Annotated in this window: 18 protein-coding genes and 1 pseudogene; all 19 read left to right on the forward strand. The window is 59.5% G+C overall.

The annotated features are described in order from the left end of the window. The first annotated feature begins 252 nt into the window (after positions 1 to 252). Positions 253 to 747 (forward strand): 50S ribosomal protein L10, encoded by a 495-nt coding sequence (gene rplJ / locus ACFQDL_RS13165; protein ID WP_379909405.1) that lies wholly within the window; start codon positions 253 to 255, stop codon positions 745 to 747. Between the two features lie 64 nt (positions 748 to 811). Beyond that, a complete protein-coding gene (rplL, locus tag ACFQDL_RS13170; RefSeq protein WP_379909406.1) occupies positions 812 to 1,183 on the forward strand; it encodes a 50S ribosomal protein L7/L12 in 372 nt (123 codons plus the stop codon). Positions 1,184 to 1,418: 235 nt separating this feature from the next. Next, positions 1,419 to 5,519, forward strand: coding sequence for a DNA-directed RNA polymerase subunit beta (rpoB, locus tag ACFQDL_RS13175; RefSeq protein ID WP_379909407.1), 4,101 nt, complete (start codon positions 1,419 to 1,421; stop codon positions 5,517 to 5,519). Between the two features lie 67 nt (positions 5,520 to 5,586). Beyond that, positions 5,587 to 9,810: pseudogene (gene rpoC, locus ACFQDL_RS13180) on the forward strand (DNA-directed RNA polymerase subunit beta'). Between the two features lie 204 nt (positions 9,811 to 10,014). Next, positions 10,015 to 10,389: a 30S ribosomal protein S12 gene (gene rpsL / locus ACFQDL_RS13185; RefSeq protein ID WP_379909408.1), complete on the forward strand. Its 375-nt coding sequence runs from the start codon at positions 10,015 to 10,017 to the stop codon at positions 10,387 to 10,389. Positions 10,390 to 10,546: 157 nt separating this feature from the next. Further along, positions 10,547 to 11,017, forward strand: a complete 471-nt coding sequence (rpsG, locus tag ACFQDL_RS13190; RefSeq protein ID WP_379909409.1) for a 30S ribosomal protein S7 — start codon at positions 10,547 to 10,549, stop codon at positions 11,015 to 11,017. Between the two features lie 18 nt (positions 11,018 to 11,035). Continuing rightward, positions 11,036 to 13,129, forward strand: a complete 2,094-nt coding sequence (fusA, locus tag ACFQDL_RS13195; RefSeq protein WP_379909410.1) for an elongation factor G — start codon at positions 11,036 to 11,038, stop codon at positions 13,127 to 13,129. Positions 13,130 to 13,159: 30 nt separating this feature from the next. Then, the gene (gene tuf, locus ACFQDL_RS13200; RefSeq protein ID WP_379909411.1) at positions 13,160 to 14,383 is read left to right on the forward strand and encodes an elongation factor Tu; all 1,224 of its coding nucleotides are present in this window, start codon (positions 13,160 to 13,162) and stop codon (positions 14,381 to 14,383) included. Positions 14,384 to 14,654: 271 nt separating this feature from the next. Further along, positions 14,655 to 14,966 carry a 30S ribosomal protein S10 gene (gene rpsJ / locus ACFQDL_RS13205; RefSeq protein WP_010324105.1) on the forward strand — a complete coding sequence of 104 codons (312 nt, stop codon included), beginning with the start codon at positions 14,655 to 14,657 and terminating at the stop codon, positions 14,964 to 14,966. A 111-nt stretch (positions 14,967 to 15,077) separates the two neighbouring features. Next, positions 15,078 to 15,716: a 50S ribosomal protein L3 gene (gene rplC / locus ACFQDL_RS13210; RefSeq protein WP_379909412.1), complete on the forward strand. Its 639-nt coding sequence runs from the start codon at positions 15,078 to 15,080 to the stop codon at positions 15,714 to 15,716. Positions 15,717 to 15,727: 11 nt separating this feature from the next. Then, positions 15,728 to 16,333 carry a 50S ribosomal protein L4 gene (gene rplD / locus ACFQDL_RS13215; RefSeq protein WP_379909414.1) on the forward strand — a complete coding sequence of 202 codons (606 nt, stop codon included), beginning with the start codon at positions 15,728 to 15,730 and terminating at the stop codon, positions 16,331 to 16,333. After that, the gene (gene rplW / locus ACFQDL_RS13220; protein WP_379909415.1) at positions 16,330 to 16,626 is read left to right on the forward strand and encodes a 50S ribosomal protein L23; all 297 of its coding nucleotides are present in this window, start codon (positions 16,330 to 16,332) and stop codon (positions 16,624 to 16,626) included. The genes rplD and rplW overlap by 4 nt, the downstream gene beginning before the upstream one ends. 13 nt (positions 16,627 to 16,639) lie before the next feature. Then, positions 16,640 to 17,467: a 50S ribosomal protein L2 gene (gene rplB, locus ACFQDL_RS13225; RefSeq protein WP_379909416.1), complete on the forward strand. Its 828-nt coding sequence runs from the start codon at positions 16,640 to 16,642 to the stop codon at positions 17,465 to 17,467. Positions 17,468 to 17,486: 19 nt separating this feature from the next. Further along, positions 17,487 to 17,765: a 30S ribosomal protein S19 gene (gene rpsS, locus ACFQDL_RS13230; RefSeq protein ID WP_379909417.1), complete on the forward strand. Its 279-nt coding sequence runs from the start codon at positions 17,487 to 17,489 to the stop codon at positions 17,763 to 17,765. Between the two features lie 13 nt (positions 17,766 to 17,778). Further along, entirely contained in the window at positions 17,779 to 18,108 is a 330-nt protein-coding gene (rplV, locus tag ACFQDL_RS13235) for a 50S ribosomal protein L22 (protein WP_379909418.1), read from the forward strand. Between the two features lie 23 nt (positions 18,109 to 18,131). Next, positions 18,132 to 18,812 carry a 30S ribosomal protein S3 gene (gene rpsC, locus ACFQDL_RS13240; RefSeq protein ID WP_379909419.1) on the forward strand — a complete coding sequence of 227 codons (681 nt, stop codon included), beginning with the start codon at positions 18,132 to 18,134 and terminating at the stop codon, positions 18,810 to 18,812. Between the two features lie 11 nt (positions 18,813 to 18,823). Next, the gene (gene rplP / locus ACFQDL_RS13245; protein ID WP_379909420.1) at positions 18,824 to 19,237 is read left to right on the forward strand and encodes a 50S ribosomal protein L16; all 414 of its coding nucleotides are present in this window, start codon (positions 18,824 to 18,826) and stop codon (positions 19,235 to 19,237) included. After that, positions 19,237 to 19,428 (forward strand): 50S ribosomal protein L29, encoded by a 192-nt coding sequence (gene rpmC, locus ACFQDL_RS13250; RefSeq protein ID WP_188863075.1) that lies wholly within the window; start codon positions 19,237 to 19,239, stop codon positions 19,426 to 19,428. The genes rplP and rpmC overlap by 1 nt, the downstream gene beginning before the upstream one ends. A 2-nt stretch (positions 19,429 to 19,430) precedes the next feature. Continuing rightward, entirely contained in the window at positions 19,431 to 19,694 is a 264-nt protein-coding gene (gene rpsQ / locus ACFQDL_RS13255; protein ID WP_188863074.1) for a 30S ribosomal protein S17, read from the forward strand. The last annotated feature ends 2 nt before the right edge of the window (positions 19,695 to 19,696 follow it).

Here is a 19,696-nt window from a genome sequence, read left to right on the forward strand (position 1 = left end):
GTGACCTCTGAGACAGAGACGAAGGCCGTCAAAGACCGCAGGTGGTGTGCACAAGCCAGTGTGCTGTCGGTTTGATGTGCATCTTAATGGGATCACCAGCCTGCGCAGACGGTGAGATTCAGACCTTGGATCTATACCACCGTACTCGTGCCCCTCAAGTATGGGGCAAGCCCCTGAGGGGAGGTCTCTTGCGGAGGCGCTCCCTGCGGGGTGGTTGGTAAACAGTCGTAAGACTCAATCCAGGAGTAAATCGTGGCATTAGGACTCGAAGACAAAAAGGCGATCGTTGCCGAAGTCCAGCAGGCCGCTGCCAATGCTCTGTCCGCCGTCGTGGCGGATTCCCGCGGTGTTACCGTGGAGAAGATGACAGAGCTGCGCAAACAGGCGCGTGACAACGGTGTATGGCTGAAAGTCGTCCGTAACACCCTGGCGCGTCGTGCGGTTGAAGGGACTGCCTATGAGTGTCTGTCCGACACTTTCGTTGGCCCGACCATCATTGCTTTCTCTCAGGAACACCCGGGCGCCGGCGCTCGCATCCTGAAAGACTTTGCCAAGGGCAATGACAAGTTCGAGCTGAAGGCGGCCGCCTTCGAAGGTAGCGTGGTTGACGTTGCGATGCTGGCAAGCCTGCCGACATACGACGAAGCCATCGCCAAGCTGATGAGCTGCATGAAAGAAGCTGCAGCTGGCAAGCTGGTACGCACCATCGCTGCAGTTCGCGACCAGAAAGAACAGGAAGCTGCCTGATCCTGTCAGGTGCTTTTTTGAACGATTTAACGAGCAATCGCTCCAGATTATCAGGAACTGAATCATGTCTCTGACTAAAGAAGATATCATCAACGCTATCGCTGAAATGTCCGTAATGGACGTTGTTGAACTGGTTTCCGCGATGGAAGAGAAGTTCGGCGTTTCCGCCGCTGCTGCCGTCGTAGCCGGTCCGGCTGCCGAAGGCGCTGCCGCTGCTGAAGAGCAGACCGAGTTCGACGTTGTTCTGACCGCCGCTGGCGAGAAGAAAGTCAACGTCATCAAGGCTGTTCGTGCCGCTACCGGCCTGGGCCTGAAAGAAGCCAAGGAAATGGTTGACGGTGCACCGTCTACCGTTAAGGAAGGCATCAGCAAGGATGACGCTGAAGCACTGAAAAAAGCTCTGGAAGAAGCTGGCGCTTCCGTCGAGCTCAAGTAACGGCGTCTATGCATTCGAGCGGCTTAAGGCTGTTCAAAATGCTATGGCTGGTGGCAGATTGCCACCGGCCTTTTTCCGTTATTTATAGATAGCGATCACAGCTCTTGCGGAAAGTCATGCCCTGGGACGACATGGCTTTCCGCAAAGGCTGTAAAAGGCTGTAAATAGCGGTGATACAGACCGGAAGATCCTTCTGGGCTGCTTCGCAACTTGGTGCACAAGCTGGGGAACACTGATGGCTTATTCATATACTGAGAAGAAACGCATCCGCAAGGACTTTGGCAAATTGCCACAAGTCATGGATGTGCCTTACCTGCTGGCTATCCAGCTCGATTCCTATCGCCGTTTCCTGCAGTTCGGTGGAGACGCGGTCGAGCGTCGTGAAGAAGGCCTGCATGCTGCATTCAATTCGGTATTCCCGATTCAGTCCTATTCCGGCAATGCGGCGCTGGAGTATGTCGGCTATCGCCTCGGTGAGCCCGTTTTCGATGTAAAAGAATGCCAGATGCGTGGTGTGACCTATGCAGCGCCGCTGCGCGTCAAGGTTCGCCTGGTGATCTACGATCGCGACTCCAGCACCAAAGCGGTCAAGGACATCAAGGAGCAGGAAGTCTACATGGGCGAAATGCCGCTGATGACCGATAACGGCACCTTCGTCGTCAACGGCACCGAGCGTGTTATCGTCTCCCAGCTGCACCGTTCCCCGGGTGTGTTCTTCGATCACGACAAGGGCAAGACCCACTCCTCCGGCAAGCTGCTGTACTCGGCGCGGATCATTCCCTACCGCGGCTCCTGGCTGGACTTCGAGTTCGATCCCAAGGACAACCTCTTCGTACGTATCGACCGTCGCCGCAAGCTGCCGGCGACCGTTTTGCTGCGCGCCCTGGGCTACCAGGCCGAAGAGATCCTCGAGATCTTCTTCAACAACACCAACTGGAGCCTTGGTGACGACAGCATCCGCATGGAGCTGGTGCCGGAACGCCTGCGTGGCGAGACCATGTCGTTCGAAATCAAGGATCCCGAAGGCAACGTCGTGGTCGAAGCCGGCCGCCGCATCACCCCGCGCCACATCAGCAAGATGGCGCAGGCCGGCATGACCGAGCTGGAAGTGCCGATGGAGTACCTCTGTGGCAAGGCGATGGCGAAAGACGTCGTCGATCCGGCCACCGGCGAGCTGATCTGCCAGTGCAACGCCGAAATCACCGAAGACCTGGTCGGCAAGCTGCGCCGTGTCGGCATCGACAGCTTCGAAACGCTGTACACCAACGACCTGGACTGCGGTTCCTTCATGTCCGAAACGCTGCGGATCGACAATACCCGCAACCAGCTCGAAGCCCTGGTCGAAATCTACCGCATGATGCGCCCGGGCGAGCCGCCGACCAAGGAATCCGCCGAGGCGCTGTTCGAGAACCTGTTCTTCACCGACGAGCGCTACGACATGTCGGCCGTCGGCCGCATGAAGTTCAACCGCCGACTGGGCCGTGACGAGATCACCGGTCCCGGCGTGCTCGACAAGGACGACATTCTGGCGGTGATGCAGACCCTGATCGAGATCCGTAACGGCAACGGCGTCGTCGACGATATCGACCACCTGGGCAACCGCCGCATCCGTTCCGTCGGCGAGATGGCCGAGAACCAGTTCCGCGTCGGTCTGGTCCGTGTCGAGCGTGCCGTGCGCGAGCGCCTGTCGATGGCCGAGTCCGAGAACCTCATGCCGCAGGACCTGATCAACGCCAAGCCGGTGGCGGCCGCGATCAAGGAGTTCTTCGGTTCCAGCCAGCTGTCCCAGTTCATGGACCAGAACAACCCGCTGTCCGAGATCACGCACAAGCGTCGTGTCTCCGCACTGGGCCCGGGCGGTCTGACCCGTGAGCGCGCCGGCTTCGAAGTCCGCGACGTTCACCCGACCCACTATGGTCGCGTCTGCCCGATCGAGACCCCTGAAGGTCCGAACATCGGTCTGATCAACTCGCTGGCGGTCTATGCCCGCACCAACGACTACGGCTTCCTCGAAACGCCGTACCGTCGCGTCATCGACGGCCAGGTCACCGACGAGATCGACTACCTTTCGGCGATCGAGGAGAACAAGTACGTCATCGCCCAGGCATCCGCGGCGATGGATGCGGACAACCGCTTCGTCGACGACCTGGTCGCCGTGCGTCACCTGAACGAATTCACCGTCATGTCGCCGGACAAGATCCAGTACATGGACGTCTCGCCGCGCCAGGTCGTTTCCGTGGCCGCGTCGCTGATTCCGTTCCTCGAGCACGATGACGCCAACCGCGCCCTCATGGGCTCCAACATGCAGCGTCAGGCCGTGCCGACCCTGCGTGCCGACAAGCCGCTGGTCGGTACCGGCATGGAGCGCAACGTGGCCCGCGACTCGGGTGTCTGCGTGGTCGCCAAGCGTGGCGGTGAAATCGAGTCCGTCGATGCCGGCCGTATCGTGGTGCGCGTGCGCGACGAAGAGGTTCAGGCGGGCGACGCCGGTGTCGATATCTACAACCTGACCAAGTATGTGCGCTCCAACCAGAACACCTGCATCAACCAGCGCCCGATCGTGCGCCCGGGCGATGCGGTGGCGCGCGGCGACATCATGGCCGACGGTCCGTCCGTCGACATGGGCGAGCTGGCGCTGGGTCAGAACATGCGTATCGCGTTCATGCCCTGGAACGGCTACAACTTCGAGGACTCCATCCTCATCTCCGAGCGCGTGGTGCAGGAAGACCGTTTCACCACCATCCACATACAGGAACTGACCTGTGTGGCGCGTGATACCAAGCTGGGGCCGGAGGAGATCACCTCCGACATCCCGAACGTCGGCGAATCCGCGCTGGCCAAGCTGGACGAGTCCGGCGTGGTGCACATCGGTGCCGAAGTCGGCCCCGGCGACATCCTGGTCGGCAAGGTCACGCCCAAGGGCGAAACCCAGCTGACGCCGGAAGAGAAGCTGCTGCGCGCGATCTTCGGCGAAAAGGCGTCCGACGTGAAGGACACCTCGCTGCGCGTCAAGACCGGTACCGTCGGCAAGGTCATCGATGTCCAGGTCTTCACCCGTGACGGCGTGCAGAAGGACGAGCGTGCGCTGTCGATCGAGAAGAGCGAACTGAACGCCATCCGCAAGGACCTCAACGACGAATTCCGTATCGTCGAGCAGGCGACCTTCGAGCGTCTGGCCAAGGTGCTGGTCGGTCTCAAGGCCGAAGGCGGCGCAGGGCTGGGCAAGGGCGAGGAAATCACCACAGCTTTCCTGGCAGGGCTCAAGCACAGCGAGTGGTTCAAGATCCGCGTCTCCGACGAAGCCGTCGCCGAGCAGCTGGAACTGGCGCGCAAGCAGCTGGAAGAGCGCCGCGAGAACCTCGACAAGCGTTTCGAGGACAAGAAGCGCAAGCTGCAGACCGGTGACGACCTGGCGCCGGGCGTGCTGAAGATCGTCAAGGTCTACGTCGCCACCAAGCGTCGCGTGCAGCCGGGTGACAAGATGGCCGGCCGCCACGGTAACAAGGGTGTCATCTCGGTCATCATGCCGGTCGAGGACATGCCGTACGACGAGAACGGCGAGCCGGTCGATATCGTGCTCAACCCGCTGGGCGTACCGTCACGCATGAACGTCGGTCAGATCCTCGAGACCCACATGGGTGCCGCCGCCAAGGGGCTGGGTCGCCGCATCAACGAGATGCTGGAAACAGAGCGTGCCAAGGCCGAGCAGGCGCAGGAGGTCCGCGACTTCCTGGATCAGGTCTACAACGGCGACCTGGGGGCCGGCAAGGCGTGCCGCATCGAGTCCCTCGAGACCTTCAGCGATGACGAGATCCTGACCCTGGCCGAGAACCTCAAGGGCGGTGTGCCGCTGGCAACCCCGGCCTTCGACGGTGCCAAGGAAGTCGAACTCAAGGCCCTGCTGCGCATGGCCGGCCTCGACGACAGCGGACAGGTGACACTGTTCGACGGTCGCAGCGGCGAGCAGTTCGATCGCAAGGTGACCGTGGGCTACATGTACATGCTCAAGCTGAACCACCTGGTGGACGACAAGATGCACGCCCGTTCCACCGGCTCCTACAGCCTGGTCACCCAGCAGCCGCTGGGCGGCAAGGCGCAGTTCGGTGGTCAGCGCTTCGGTGAGATGGAGGTGTGGGCCCTGGAGGCGTACGGCGCTGCGTACACCCTGCAGGAGATGCTCACCGTCAAGTCCGACGACGTCAATGGTCGTACCAAGATGTACAAGAACATCGTCGACGGCGACCATCGGATGGAGCCGGGCATGCCGGAGTCCTTCAACGTGCTGATCAAGGAGATTCGTTCCCTCGGTATCGATATCGAGCTCGAGAACGATTAAGGATTAACAGAATCATCCGGCGGGTGCCGCGTGTACCCGCCCGCTACTCCGCGAGGGGCCACCGAATATGAAAGATTTGCTGAATCTTCTTAAGTCCCAGGGACAGTCTGACGAGTTCGACTCGATCAAGATCACCCTGGCCTCACCGGATATGATCCGCTCCTGGTCATTCGGTGAAGTGAAAAAGCCTGAAACCATCAACTACCGCACCTTCAAGCCGGAGCGCGAAGGCCTGTTCTGCGCCAAGATCTTTGGCCCGGTCAAGGACTACGAGTGCCTCTGCGGCAAGTACAAGCGCATGAAGCACCGCGGCGTGATCTGCGAGAAGTGCGGCGTCGAGGTCACCCTGGCCAAGGTGCGCCGTGACCGCATGGGTCACATCGAGCTGGCCAGCCCGGTTGCGCACATCTGGTTCCTGAAGTCGCTGCCGTCCCGCATCGGCCTGATGCTGGATATGACGCTGCGCGACATCGAGCGCGTGCTGTACTTCGAATCCTTTGTCGTGATCGACCCGGGCATGACCACGCTGGAGCGCGGTCAGCTGATGAACGACGAGCAGTACTTCGAAGCGCTGGAAGAGTTCGGCGACGACTTCGACGCCCGCATGGGGGCCGAAGCCGTACAGCAGCTGCTGTCCTCCATCGACCTGGAAGAGACCATCCAGCAGCTGCGCGAAGAGATTCCGGCGACCAACTCGGAAACCAAGATCAAGAAGCTCTCCAAGCGTCTGAAGCTGATGGAGTCCTTCTACAAGTCCGGCAACGATCCGGCCTGGATGATCATGACCGTGCTGCCGGTGCTGCCGCCGGATCTGCGTCCGCTGGTGCCGCTGGACGGCGGTCGTTTCGCGACCTCCGACCTGAACGACCTGTACCGTCGCGTGATCAACCGCAACAATCGCCTGAAGCGTCTGCTGGACCTCAACGCGCCGGATATCATCGTGCGCAACGAGAAGCGCATGCTGCAGGAATCGGTCGATGCGCTGCTGGACAACGGCCGTCGCGGCCGTGCCATCACCGGCTCCAACAAGCGCCCGCTGAAGTCCCTGGCCGACATGATCAAGGGCAAGCAGGGTCGTTTCCGTCAGAACCTGCTCGGCAAGCGCGTCGACTACTCCGGCCGTTCCGTTATCGTGGTCGGTCCGTACCTGCGCCTGCACCAGTGCGGTCTGCCGAAGAAAATGGCGCTGGAACTGTTCAAGCCGTTCATCTTCTCCAAGCTGGAGCTGCGTGGCTATGCCACCACCATCAAGGCGGCGAAGAAGATGGTCGAGCGCGAAGAGCCGCTGGTCTGGGACATCCTCGACGAAGTCATCCGCGAGCACCCGGTGCTGCTGAACCGTGCGCCGACGCTGCACCGTCTGGGCATCCAGGCGTTCGAACCGGTACTGATCGAAGGCAAGGCGATCCAGCTGCATCCGCTGGTCTGTGCCGCCTACAACGCCGACTTCGACGGTGACCAGATGGCGGTCCACGTACCGCTGACCATCGAGGCGCAGCTGGAAGCCCGCGCGCTGATGATGTCGACCAACAACATCCTGTCGCCGGCCAACGGCGAGCCGATCATCGTGCCGTCCCAGGACGTGGTACTGGGTCTGTACTGGATGACCCGCGAGCGCGTCAATGCGCTGGGCGAAGGCATGGTGTTCTCCGATATCGAGGAAGTGGCCCGTGCCCACGGCGCCAAGCAGGTCGACCTGCAGGCGCGCATCAAGGTGCGTATCCACGAAGTAATTCGTGATATCGAAGGCAATGTCGAAGAGCGTACCGAGCTGAAGGAAACAACCGCCGGTCGTGCGCTGCTGTTCGCCATCGTGCCGAACGGTCTGCCGTTCTCCCTGGTCAACCAGGCGATGAAGAAGAAGGCGATCTCCAAGCTGCTGAACGAAGCCTATCGTCGCTGCGGTCTGAAGGACACCGTCATCTTCGCCGACCAGCTGATGTACACCGGTTTCCGTCAGGCGACCGTGTCCGGCTCGTCCATCGGTGTCAACGATTTCGTGATTCCGGGTGAAAAGGTCGTCATCATCGATGAGGCGGAAGCCGAGGTGAAGGAGATCGAACGCCAGTTCGCCGACGGTCTCGTGACCCAGGGCGAGAAGTACAACAAGGTCATCGATATCTGGTCCCGTGCCAACGAGGTGCTGGCCAAGAAGATGATGGACAACCTCAAGACCGAGCCGGTCATCGACCGCGACGGCAACGAGACCACCCAGGAGTCGTTCAACTCCGTCTACATGATGGCCGACTCCGGTGCCCGAGGCAGCGCGGCCCAGATCCGTCAGCTGGCCGGTATGCGTGGTCTGATGGCGAAGCCGGACGGCTCCATCATCGAAACGCCGATCACCGCGAACTTCCGTGAGGGTCTGAACGTACTGCAGTACTTCATCTCGACCCACGGTGCCCGTAAGGGTCTGGCGGATACCGCCCTGAAGACCGCGAACTCCGGTTACCTGACCCGTCGTCTGGTCGACGTGGCGCAGGACCTGGTCATCACCAACGACGACTGCGGCACCGAGAACGGCCTGCTGCTGACCCCGCTGATCGAAGGCGGCGACGTCGTGGTGCGCCTGGGCGACCGCGTGCTGGGCCGTGTCGTCGCGCGCGACGTGCTGGATCCGAGCGGCAAGGACGTGCTGATCGAAGCCGGCACCCTGATCGACGAGGCCTGGGTCCACCGCCGGAGAACGACGAGCGCTACTCCTCGATCGACGAGGTCCTGGTGCGCTCGGCGATCACCTGTAACGAAACTCACGGCATCTGCTCGGCATGCTACGGTCGTGATCTCGGTCGCGGTCACCGCGTCAACCGCGGCGAGGCGATCGGTGTTATCGCCGCCCAGTCCATCGGTGAGCCGGGTACCCAGCTGACCATGCGTACCTTCCACATCGGGGGCGGCATCCCGGGCCGCGGCGGTCGACAGCATCCAGGTCAAGAACGGCGGCGAGATCCGTCTGCACAACCTGAAGTACGTGGAACGTCTGGACGGCAACATCGTCGCCACCTCCCGTTCCGGCGAGCTGGGCGTGACCGATGAGCACGGCCGTGAGCGCGAGCGCTACAAGCTGCCGTACGGTGCCGTGATCAAGGTCAAGGACGGTTCCCAGGTCAATGCCGGCGACATCGTCGCCAACTGGGACCCGCACACCCACCCGATCATCACCGAGAGTGCCGGCCGCATCCAGTTCCACGGCATGGACGATGGCATCACCATCAAGCGCCAGACCGACGAGCTGACCGGTCTGTCCACCATCGAGGTGCTCGAGGCGAAGGACCGTCCGCAGTCCGGCAAGGACATCCGTCCGATGATCAAGCTGGTCGACGAGAACGGCAAGGACAGGATGCACCCGGGTACCGACCAGCCGGTGCAGTACCTGCTGCCGGCCAAGGCGATTCTGAACCTGGCCGATGGCGCTTCGGTGGCCGTGGGTGACGTTCTGGCGCGTATTCCGCAGGAAGGCAGCGTCAACAAGGACATCACCGGTGGTCTGCCGCGAGTGGCCGACCTGTTCGAGGCGCGCAAGCCGAAAGAGTCCGCGATTCTGGCGGAGATCTCCGGTACCGTTACCTTCGGCAAGGAAACCAAGGGCAAGCGTCGCCTGGTGATCACGCCGGCCGACGGCGATCCGTTCGAGATCATGATGCAGAAGTGGCGCAACCTGAACGTCTTCGAGGGCGAGCAGGTGGAAAAGGGCGAGGTCATCTCCGACGGCCCGTCCAACCCGCACGACATTCTGCGCATCCTCGGCGTCGGCGAGCTGGCCAAGTACATCGTCGCCGAGATCCAGGACGTCTACCGTCTGCAGGGCGTACTGATCAACGACAAGCACATCGAGGTGATCGTTCGCCAGATGCTGCGCAAGGTCGAGATCATCAGCGGCGGCGATACCACCCTGATCCCGGGCGAGCAGGTCGAATACAGCCAGGTGGCGGAGGAAAACGCCGCGATGGAAGCCGACGGCAAGATTCCGGCGAAGTTCGAGCGGGTGCTGCTGGGCATCACCAAGGCATCCCTGGCGACCGAGTCCTTCATCTCCGCGGCCTCCTTCCAGGAGACGACCCGCGTGCTGACCGAAGGGGCGGTAACCGGCAAGAAAGACTACCTGCGTGGTCTGAAGGAAAACGTGGTTGTTGGCCGACTGATTCCGGCCGGTACCGGTCTTGCGTACCACAGCGAGCGGAAACGCAAGCGTGCTGCCCAGGGCCAGACCGGTGCGGCGACCGTCAGCGCGGAAGAAGTGCAGCAGGCACTGACCGAAGCACTGAATGCCTCGCTGTCCGACTCGGAATAGGATGCTCTGCGGGCAGCGTGCCCCCGGGGCGCTGCTTTTAGAGTAAATATTGGTCAATAATTGACGGTCGGGGCCGGAATTGATTAAAATTCCGGCCCCTTTGTGCTGGAACCCGGCGCCGGGCGGCCTACAATGCGTAGGCTGGCAGGCGATCCTGGCTCCGGCTTTTGGTGCTAATCCATTAAAGAACCTGGAGTTTGCTTAATGGCAACTATCAACCAGCTGGTACGTGCACCGCGCAAGCGTACTGCTGAAAAAAGCGACGTTCCCGCACTGCAGGCCTGCCCGCAGCGCCGTGGCGTTTGTACCCGTGTGTACACCACTACACCGAAGAAGCCGAACTCGGCGCTGCGCAAGGTTTGCCGTGTGCGTCTGACCAACGGTTATGAAGTGACCTCCTACATCGGTGGTGAAGGCCACAACCTGCAGGAACACTCTGTCGTGCTGATCCGCGGCGGCCGTGTAAAGGACCTGCCGGGTGTGCGTTACCACACTGTACGTGGTGCTCTGGACTGCTCCGGCGTCAACGACCGTAAACAGGGTCGTTCGAAGTACGGTACCAAGCGTCCCAAATCTTAATCGTCGTCAATACGGCGAGGCTTTGTAGCGCGATTCGCCCACGCGAATCCGGGCTGCCGGGCTAGACCGGACACGGTAAGAGTAAGGTCAGGTGAAACCGCTCGGGCGGGATATCCTGAATGAACCTGAAGACCTTTTTTGAATTGAGGGCTTATCAATGCCTAGAAGACGCGTAGCTGCGAAGCGCGAAATCCTGCCGGATCCGAAATTCGGTAACAAAACCCTGGCAAAATTCATCAACCACCTGATGGTCAGCGGCAAGAAATCTGTTGCCGAGAAGATCGTTTACGGTGCCCTGGACAAGATCCAGGAGCGTACCAAGGCAGACCCGCTGGAAGTGTTCGAAAAAGCACTCGAGACCGTTCAGCCGATGGTTGAGGTGAAATCCCGTCGTGTCGGTGGCGCCACCTACCAGGTTCCTGTTGAAGTTCGTCCGTCCCGTCGTAACGCCCTGGCGATGCGCTGGCTGGTCGAGTATTCCCGCAAGCGCGGTGAGAAGTCCATGGCCCTGCGCCTGGCCGGTGAACTGATCGATGCTTCTGAAGGTCGTGGTGCAGCTGTCAAGAAACGTGAAGACGTGCATCGTATGGCCGAAGCCAACAAGGCTTTCGCTCACTATCGCTTCTAAACTTCAGAGGATAGAGTCGTGGCTCGTAAAACACCTATTGCCCGTTACCGTAACATCGGTATCTGTGCGCACGTAGACGCCGGCAAGACCACCACTACCGAGCGTGTACTCTTCTATACCGGTCTGTCTCACAAGATCGGTGAGGTGCACGACGGTGCCGCTACCATGGACTGGATGGAGCAGGAACAGGAGCGTGGTATCACCATCACCTCCGCTGCGACCACCTGTTTCTGGAGCGGGATGAACCAGCAGTTCGATGAGCACCGCGTCAACATCATCGACACCCCGGGGCACGTTGACTTCACCATCGAAGTAGAACGTTCCCTGCGTGTTCTCGACGGTGCCGTCGTGGTTCTGTGTGCGTCCTCAGGCGTGCAGCCCCAGACCGAAACCGTATGGCGCCAGGCCAACAAGTACGAAGTGCCCCGCATGGTGTTCGTCAACAAGATGGACCGCGCCGGTGCCGACTTCTACATGGTCGTCGACCAGCTGAAGAAGCGCCTGGGTGCCGTACCTGTGCCGATCAACATGCCGATCGGTGCCGAAGACGAATTCAAGGGCGTTGTCGACCTGATTCGCATGAAGTCCATCATGTGGAACGAAGCCGATCAGGGCATGACCTATGATCTGGCCGAGATCCCGGCCGATCTGCAGGCCAGGGCCGAAGAACTGCGCGAGCAGATGATCGAAGCCGCCGCCGAAGCGTCCGAAGAGCTGATGGACAAGTACCTCGAAGGCGGTGAACTGTCTGAAGACGAGATCAAGGCCGGCCTGCGCGCCCGTACCCTGAACAACGAAATCGTGCCGATGCTGGCCGGTTCCGCGTTCAAGAACAAGGGTGTTCAGGCAATGCTGGACGCCGTCATCGAATACTTGCCGTCGCCGAAGGAAGTCAAGGCGATCGAAGGTACCCTGGATGACAGGGACGAAACCCCTGCGACCCGCGAAGCCGACGACGAGGCGCCGTTTGCCGCGCTGGCGTTCAAGATCGCAACCGACCCCTTCGTCGGTACCCTGACCTTCGTCCGCGTCTACTCCGGCGTTCTGAATTCCGGCGACAGCGTCTTCAACTCTGTCAAGCAGAAGAAAGAGCGTATCGGCCGTATGGTGCAGATGCACGCAAACAGCCGGGAAGAGATCAAGGAAGTCCGTGCCGGCGACATCGCCGCGATGATCGGTCTGAAGGACGTCACCACCGGTGACACCCTCTGCGACCTGGACAACAAGATCATCCTCGAGCGCATGGAGTTCCCGGAGCCGGTTATCTCCGTCGCCGTCGAGCCGAAGTCCAAGGCCGACCAGGAGAAGATGGGTATCGCGCTGGGCAAACTGGCCCAGGAAGACCCGTCCTTCCGCGTCGAAACCGATCAGGAATCCGGTCAGACCATCATCTCCGGTATGGGTGAGCTGCACCTGGACATCATCGTCGACCGCATGCGTCGCGAGTTCAAGGTCGAAGCCAACATCGGCAAGCCGCAGGTGGCCTACCGTGAGAAGATCCGCAAGCCTGTCGAAGCAAACCACAAGTTTGCCCGTCAGTCCGGTGGTCGTGGTCAGTATGGTCACGTCGTTGTTGAGTTCAGCCCGTCCGACGAGGAAGGTCTGGAGTTCATCAACGAGATCGTAGGGGGTACTATTCCGAAGGAATACATTCCGGCGATCCAGAAAGGTATCGAAGAGCAGATGAAGAACGGCGTCATCGCGGGCTACCCGCTGATCGGCCTGAAGGCTCGTCTGTACGACGGTTCCTTCCACGAGGTTGACTCCAACGAGATGGCGTTTAAAATCGCAGCTTCTCAGGCGTTGAAGAAGTACGCCCAGGAAGCGAGCCCATGCCTGCTGGAGCCGATGATGAAAGTGGAAGTCGTGACTCCGGAAGAGTACATGGGCGACGTCATGGGCGACCTGAACCGTCGTCGTGGCCTCGTTCAGGGCATGGAAGACACCACCTCTGGCAAGGTTATCCGTGCTCAGGTGCCGCTGGGCGAAATGTTCGGTTATGCAACCGATCTGCGTTCCGCAACTCAGGGTCGTGCGACCTACTCAATGGAGTTTGATGACTACGCCGAAGCGCCCCAGAACATCGCTGAAGCTGTTATCAACCAGAAATAATTACGCCTAATTGATCAAGAGGTATTCATTGTGGCTAAGCAAGCATTTGAACGTAGCAAACCGCACGTTAACGTCGGCACCATCGGTCACGTTGACCACGGTAAAACGACTCTGACTGCGGCTCTGACCCGCGTTTGTTCCGAAGTCTGGGGCGGCGCTGCCGTTGCTTTCGACGGTATCGACAACGCACCGGAAGAGCGTGAGCGTGGTATCACCATCGCGACTTCTCACGTCGAGTACGAATCTCCGATCCGTCACTACGCGCACGTTGACTGCCCGGGACACGCCGACTACGTCAAGAACATGATCACCGGTGCGGCGCAGATGGACGGCGCTATCCTGGTATGTGGCGCAACCGACGGCCCGATGCCGCAGACCCGCGAGCACATCCTGCTGTCCCGTCAGGTTGGCGTTCCGTACATCGTCGTGTTCCTGAACAAGGCCGACCTGCTGGCTGAAGACTGCGGCGGCGTCGATTCCGACGAGTACGCAGAGATGCTGGAACTGGTCGAAATGGAACTGCGCGAGCTGCTGGACCAGTACGACTTCCCGGGCGACGACACTCCGATCATCGCCGGTTCCGCGCTGATGGCCCTGAACGGCGAAGACGAGCACGAGCTGGGCACCACTGCCGTCAAGAAGCTGGTCGAAACCCTGGACTCCTACATTCCGGAGCCGGAGCGTGCGATCGATCAGCCGTTCCTGATGCCGGTCGAGGACGTCTTCTCGATCTCCGGTCGTGGTACCGTTGTGACCGGTCGTGTCGAGCGTGGCATCATCAAGGTCGGTGATCCGATCGAGATCGTCGGTATCCGCGACACCCAGACCACCACCTGCACCGGTGTCGAAATGTTCCGCAAGCTGCTGGACGAAGGTCGTGCAGGCGAGAACATCGGCGCGCTGCTGCGTGGCACCAAGCGTGACGACGTTGAGCGTGGTCAGGTCCTGGCCAAGCCGGGCACCATCACGCCGCACACTCAGTTCGAAGGCGAAGTCTACGTACTGAGCAAGGAAGAAGGCGGTCGTCATACTCCGTTCTTCAAGGGCTACCGTCCGCAGTTCTACTTCCGTACCACCGACATCACCGGTGCCTGCGAACTGCCGGAAGGTGTCGAGATGGTCATGCCGGGCGACAACGTCCAGATGTCCGTGACCCTGATCAACCCGATCGCGATGGAAGAAGGTCTGCGCTTCGCCATCCGTGAAGGCGGTCGTACCGTCGGTGCCGGCGTTGTATCCAAGATCCTCGCCTAAGATCAGATTCTGATCTAAAGCGTTGAAAAGGCCCTCTTCGGAGGGCCTTTTTTGTTATGGGTGACAGGTTGCGCGTAGGAGCGCCGCCCCGGTGCGAATAGATCCGGCACGGTGCCGAATCCTGTTCGCCGCGGGGCGCGGCTCCTACGGGCTGTTTATTAATTAACCTTTCCCCTTGACGCTGTTGACACAGCTGAGTAGAATTTGCGTCCCCTCGTAGTAGGGGAGGCCGGCTATTGCCGTTCAAAAACTTTGATTAAGTGTGATCGAAATGCAGAATCAGAAAATTCGAATTCGTCTGAAGGCGTTTGATCATCGCCTGATCGACTCTTCCGCTCTGGAGATCGTAGAGACTGCAAAGCGGACAGGCGCTCAGGTGCGTGGTCCGATCCCACTTCCAACCCGCAAAGAGCGTTACACCGTACTGATTTCTCCGCACGTCAACAAAGACGCCCGCGACCAGTATGAAATCCGTACTCACAAGCGTGTTCTGGATATCGTCGAGCCGACAGAAAAAACTGTCGACGCTCTGATGAAGCTGGACCTTGCTGCGGGCGTAGAAGTGCAGATCAGCCTCGGCTAATTCAGCACTGCGCATACTCATTTTAATGAAGCGCTGTTTGTGGAATGCCCTGGAAAGGGTAGCCGTAGTGGGTAACAGCCCCGTACACAACTGGCAAGAGGTTTAAAAATCATGGCTGTAGGTCTTATCGGACGTAAAGCGGGTATGACCCGTGTCTTCACTGAAGATGGCGTATCCGTGCCAGTCACCGTCATCGAGGTCGAGCCGAACCGTGTGACCCAGGTGAAATCCGTCGATGCAGACGGTTATGCCGCCGTTCAGGTCACTACCGGTGGCCGCAAAGCGAACCGGCTGAGCAAGCCGGAAGCGGGTCACTATGCTAAGGCCGGTGTTGAAGCCGGTCGCGGTTTGTGGGAGTTCCGCCTGTCGGGTGACGAAGAAATCAACGTCGGCGACGCGCTGACTGTTGAGCGCTTCGAAGCAGGTCAGAAAGTAGACGTTACCGGTGAATCCAAGGGTAAGGGCTTCCAGGGTGCGATCAAGCGCTGGAACTTCCGTACTCAGGATGCCACCCACGGTAACTCTCTGTCTCACCGTGCTCCGGGTTCTATCGGACAGTGTCAGACTCCTGGTCGTGTCTGGAAAGGCAAGAAAATGGCGGGTCACATGGGTGCTGAGCGCGTAACCGTTCAGACTCTGGAAGTCGTTCGCGTTGACGCTGAACGCAACCTGCTGTTGATCAAAGGTGCCGTGCCGGGTGCAACCGGCGGTGACGTAATCGTTAAACCGGCTGTCAAAGCTGGCGCCTAAGGGAGGTTGACATGAATCTGAATCTCGCTGGAGCTAACGGTTCGGTTGAAGTTTCCGACCTGGCTTTTGGTAAAGAATTCAACGAAGCGCTGGTTCACCAGGTAGTTAACGCTTACCTGGCCGGCGCTCGTCAGGGCACTAAAGCCCAGAAAACCCGTTCGGAAGTATCCGGCGGTGGTGCCAAACCGTGGCGTCAGAAGGGTACTGGCCGTGCACGTGCCGGTACTATTCGCAGCCCGCTGTGGCGCACCGGTGGCGTAACTTTCGCTGCCAAGCCGCGTGAACACGCTCAGAAAGTGAACAAGAAGATGTACCGCGCCGCGCTGCGCTGCATTTTCTCCGAGCTGGTTCGTCAGGACCGCCTGGTCGTCGTCGAGGACTTCGCTGTCGAGTCTCCGAAAACCAAGCTGTTCGTGGCCAAGTTGAACGAGCTGGCGCTGAACAACGCGCTGCTGATCACTGAAGACGTCGAGCAGAACCTGTACCTGGCTTCTCGTAACGTTCCGCACGTTGACGTGCGTGACGCTGCAGGCATTGACCCTGTCAGCCTGGTGGGCTTCGAGAAGGTGCTGGTGACTGTACCTGCTCTGAAGAAAATCGAGGAGGTACTGGCATGAACCAGGCTCGCATTTATCAGGTGCTGATGGGGCCGCACATCTCCGAGAAGGCGACTATCGTGGCTGAGGGTTCTCAGCAGGTCGTTTTCCGTGTGGCGAAAGATGCTACCAAGCCGGAAATCAAAACCGCTGTTGAAGTGCTTTTCAACGTCAAGGTGAAAGGTGTCAACATCGTCAACGTCAAGGGCAAAACCAAGCGCACCGCGCGTGGCCTTGGCAAGCGGAGCGACGTTCGCAAGGCCTATGTCTGCCTGGCGGAAGGTTCCGAAATCGATTTCCTGGCTGGCGAATAAAAGGGGTTAAATCATGGCAGTTATGAAGACTAAGCCGACCTCTGCTGGACGTCGTCATCTGGTCAAGGTTGTCAACCAGGAGCTGCACAAGGGCAAGCCGTTCGCAGCGCTGGTCGAGAAGAAGAGCAAGTCCGGCGGTCGTAACAACGCCGGTCGCATCACCACCCGTCACATCGGTGGTGGTCACAAGGCTCATTACCGTCTGGTCGACTTCCGTCGCAACAAGGACGGTATCCCGGCAACGGTCGAGCGTCTGGAATATGACCCGAACCGTTCCGCGCACATCGCTCTGCTGAAATACGCCGACGGTGAGCGTCGTTACATCATCGCACCGAAAGGCCTCAAGGCCGGTGCGGTTGTGAATTCCGGCATCGGTTCCGACATCAAGGTCGGCAACACGCTGCAGCTTCGCAACATCCCGGTGGGTTCCACGATCCACTGTATTGAACTGAAACCCGGTAAGGGTGCACAGCTGGCACGTTCCGCGGGCACTTCTGCTCAGCTCGTGGCGCGTGAAGGAGCTTATGCCACTCTGCGTCTGCGCTCCGGTGAGATGCGCAAGGTGCTGGTCGAGTGTCGCGCGACTCTCGGTGAGGTTGGCAACAGCGAACACAGCCTGCGTCAGCTGGGTAAAGCCGGTGCCAAGCGCTGGCGTGGTGTTCGTCCGACCGTTCGCGGTGTCGCAATGAACCCTGTCGATCACCCGCATGGTGGTGGTGAAGGCCGTACGTCCGGCGGTCGCCATCCGGTTACTCCGTGGGGTGTTCCGACTAAAGGTCATAAGACCCGTAAGAACAAGCGTACCGACAAGCTGATCGTACGCCGTCGTTCTGCCAAGTAACTAATCTGAGGATACAGCTGTGCCACGTTCACTGAAGAAAGGTCCCTTTATTGACCTTCACCTGCTGAAAAAGGTAGAAGCTGCAATCGAGAGCAACGACCGTCGTCCGCTGAAGACCTGGTCGCGTCGCTCTACGATCTTCCCGAACTTTGTGGGTTTGACGATTGCAGTTCATAACGGTCGCCAGCATGTGCCGGTGTTTGTCACCGAAGACATGGTTGGCCACAAACTGGGTGAGTTCGCTGCAACTCGCACTTACCGTGGACATGCGGCCGATAAAAAGGCCAAGAAGAAGTAACGGGGGATAAGAGATGGAAGTTGCCGCTAAATTAAAAGGCGCCCGCCTGTCCGCCCAGAAAGCTCGCTTGGTCGTTGACCAGATCCGCGGTAAGTCTGTGGGTGAAGCTCTGAACATCCTGGCGTTCAGCCCCAAAAAAGGTGCGGCGATTGTCAAGAAGGTACTGGAGTCTGCTATCGCGAATGCGGAGCACAACGAAGGTGCCGACATTGATGATCTGCGCGTTTCCACTGTCTTCGTCGACGAAGGCATGAGCATGAAACGCATCAAGCCGCGTGCGAAAGGTCGCGCTGACCGTATTCTGAAGCGCACCTGCCACATTACCGTCAAGGTAGCCGACTAAGCGCTGAGCTAGGAGAGTTCGAAATGGGTCAGAAAGTACATCCGACCGGTATTCGCCTTGGCGTCGTAAAAGACCATACCTCGACCTGGTATGCCGACAAGGGCGAATACGCCAGCAAGCTGCTGAACGACCTGCAGGTGCGCGAGTACCTGGAGAAGCAGCTGAGCAATGCGTCTGTTAGCCGTATCGAGATCGAGCGTCCGGCACAGAACGCCAAGATCACCATTCACACCGCCCGTCCGGGTATCGTGATTGGCAAGAAGGGCGAAGACGTCGAGAAGCTGCGTAACGCAGTCTCCGCGATGATGGGTGTGCCCGTGCACATCAACATCGAGGAAGTTCGCAAGCCCGAGCTGGACGCCAAACTGGTTGCCCAGAGCGTTGCGGGTCAGCTGGAGCGTCGCGTCATGTTCCGTCGCGCCATGAAGCGCGCGGTACAGAACGCCATGCGGATCGGTGCCAAGGGCATCAAGATCCAGCTGGGCGGCCGTCTGGGTGGCGCCGAGATCGCGCGTACCGAGTGGTACCGTGAAGGTCGTGTTCCGTTGCACACCCTGCGTGCGGACATCGATTACGCTACCTACGAAGCGCACACCACCTACGGTGTGATCGGCGTTAAAGTCTGGATCTTCAAGGGCGAGGTTCTTGGCGGCATCGAGCAGGTGCGTGCCGAGAAGAACGCGCCCAAGAAGAAAGCTAAGTGAGGTAGACGTCAATGCTGCAACCTAAACGACTGAAATTCCGTAAGGTGATGAAGGGTCGCAACCGCGGCCTGGCACAGCGCGGCAGCAAGGTGAGCTTCGGCGAATTCGGCCTGAAAGCCACCGGCCGTGGCCGCATCACCGCACGTCAGATCGAAGCTGCGCGTCGTACCATGACCCGTCACGTCAAGCGTGGCGGCAAGATCTGGATCCGCGTCTTCCCTGACAAGCCGATCACCACCAAGCCGCTTGAAGTACGTATGGGTAAGGGTAAGGGTAACGTCGAGTACTGGGTAGCCCAGATTCAGCCGGGTAAAGTGCTGTTCGAAATGAGCGGTGTTCCGGAGACTCTGGCTGCCGAGGCATTCGCGCTTGCCGCTGCCAAGCTGCCTGTTCCCACAACCATTGTTAAGCGGACGGTGATGTGATGAAAGCGACCGAACTGCGTGATAAGTCCGTAGATGAGCTGCAGCAGGAACTGCTGGGGCTCCTGAAGGATCAGTTCAATCTGCGCATGCAGAAGGCAACTGGTCAGCTGGCGCAGAACCACCTGTTGAGCCAGGTTCGTCGCGACATTGCTCGTGTGAAGACTGTACTGAACGAAAAGGCAGGTGACTAAGTATGAGCGCTGAAAAACGTACTCGAACTGTGACCGGTAAAGTTGTCAGCGACAAGATGGACAAGTCCATCACGGTGCTGGTTGAGCGTAAGGAAAAACACCCGATTTACGGTAAATACGTAAAACGTTCTACCAAGCTGCACGCTCATGACGAAAAGAACGAGTGTCAGGTCGGTGACTGGGTAACCATCGCGGAAACCCGTCCGCTGTCCAAGACCAAAACCTGGTCGCTGGTTCGTATTGAAGAGCGCGCAGCGAAGGTGTAATA

The sequence above is a fragment of the Marinobacterium aestuariivivens genome, from assembly GCF_042661465.1.
GTDB classification, from domain to species: domain Bacteria; phylum Pseudomonadota; class Gammaproteobacteria; order Pseudomonadales; family Balneatricaceae; genus Marinobacterium_A; species Marinobacterium_A aestuariivivens.

Excerpts from the sequence above, each read along its gene's own strand:
- rplL (WP_379909406.1), top strand. The coding sequence starts at position 812 with ATGTCTCTGACTAAAGAAGATATCATCAACGCTATCGCTGAAATGTCC.
- rplB (WP_379909416.1), top strand. The coding sequence starts at position 16,640 with ATGGCAGTTATGAAGACTAAGCCGACCTCTGCTGGACGTCGTCATCTG.
- rpsQ (WP_188863074.1), top strand. The coding sequence starts at position 19,431 with ATGAGCGCTGAAAAACGTACTCGAACTGTGACCGGTAAAGTTGTCAGC.
- rpsJ (WP_010324105.1), top strand. The coding sequence starts at position 14,655 with ATGCAGAATCAGAAAATTCGAATTCGTCTGAAGGCGTTTGATCATCGC.
- rpoB (WP_379909407.1), top strand. The coding sequence starts at position 1,419 with ATGGCTTATTCATATACTGAGAAGAAACGCATCCGCAAGGACTTTGGC.
- rplW (WP_379909415.1), top strand. The coding sequence starts at position 16,330 with ATGAACCAGGCTCGCATTTATCAGGTGCTGATGGGGCCGCACATCTCC.
- rplV (WP_379909418.1), top strand. The coding sequence starts at position 17,779 with ATGGAAGTTGCCGCTAAATTAAAAGGCGCCCGCCTGTCCGCCCAGAAA.
- rplD (WP_379909414.1), top strand. The coding sequence starts at position 15,728 with ATGAATCTGAATCTCGCTGGAGCTAACGGTTCGGTTGAAGTTTCCGAC.
- rpsG (WP_379909409.1), top strand. The coding sequence starts at position 10,547 with ATGCCTAGAAGACGCGTAGCTGCGAAGCGCGAAATCCTGCCGGATCCG.
- rplC (WP_379909412.1), top strand. The coding sequence starts at position 15,078 with ATGGCTGTAGGTCTTATCGGACGTAAAGCGGGTATGACCCGTGTCTTC.
- rpsC (WP_379909419.1), top strand. The coding sequence starts at position 18,132 with ATGGGTCAGAAAGTACATCCGACCGGTATTCGCCTTGGCGTCGTAAAA.
- rpsL (WP_379909408.1), top strand. The coding sequence starts at position 10,015 with ATGGCAACTATCAACCAGCTGGTACGTGCACCGCGCAAGCGTACTGCT.
- rpmC (WP_188863075.1), top strand. The coding sequence starts at position 19,237 with ATGAAAGCGACCGAACTGCGTGATAAGTCCGTAGATGAGCTGCAGCAG.
- rplP (WP_379909420.1), top strand. The coding sequence starts at position 18,824 with ATGCTGCAACCTAAACGACTGAAATTCCGTAAGGTGATGAAGGGTCGC.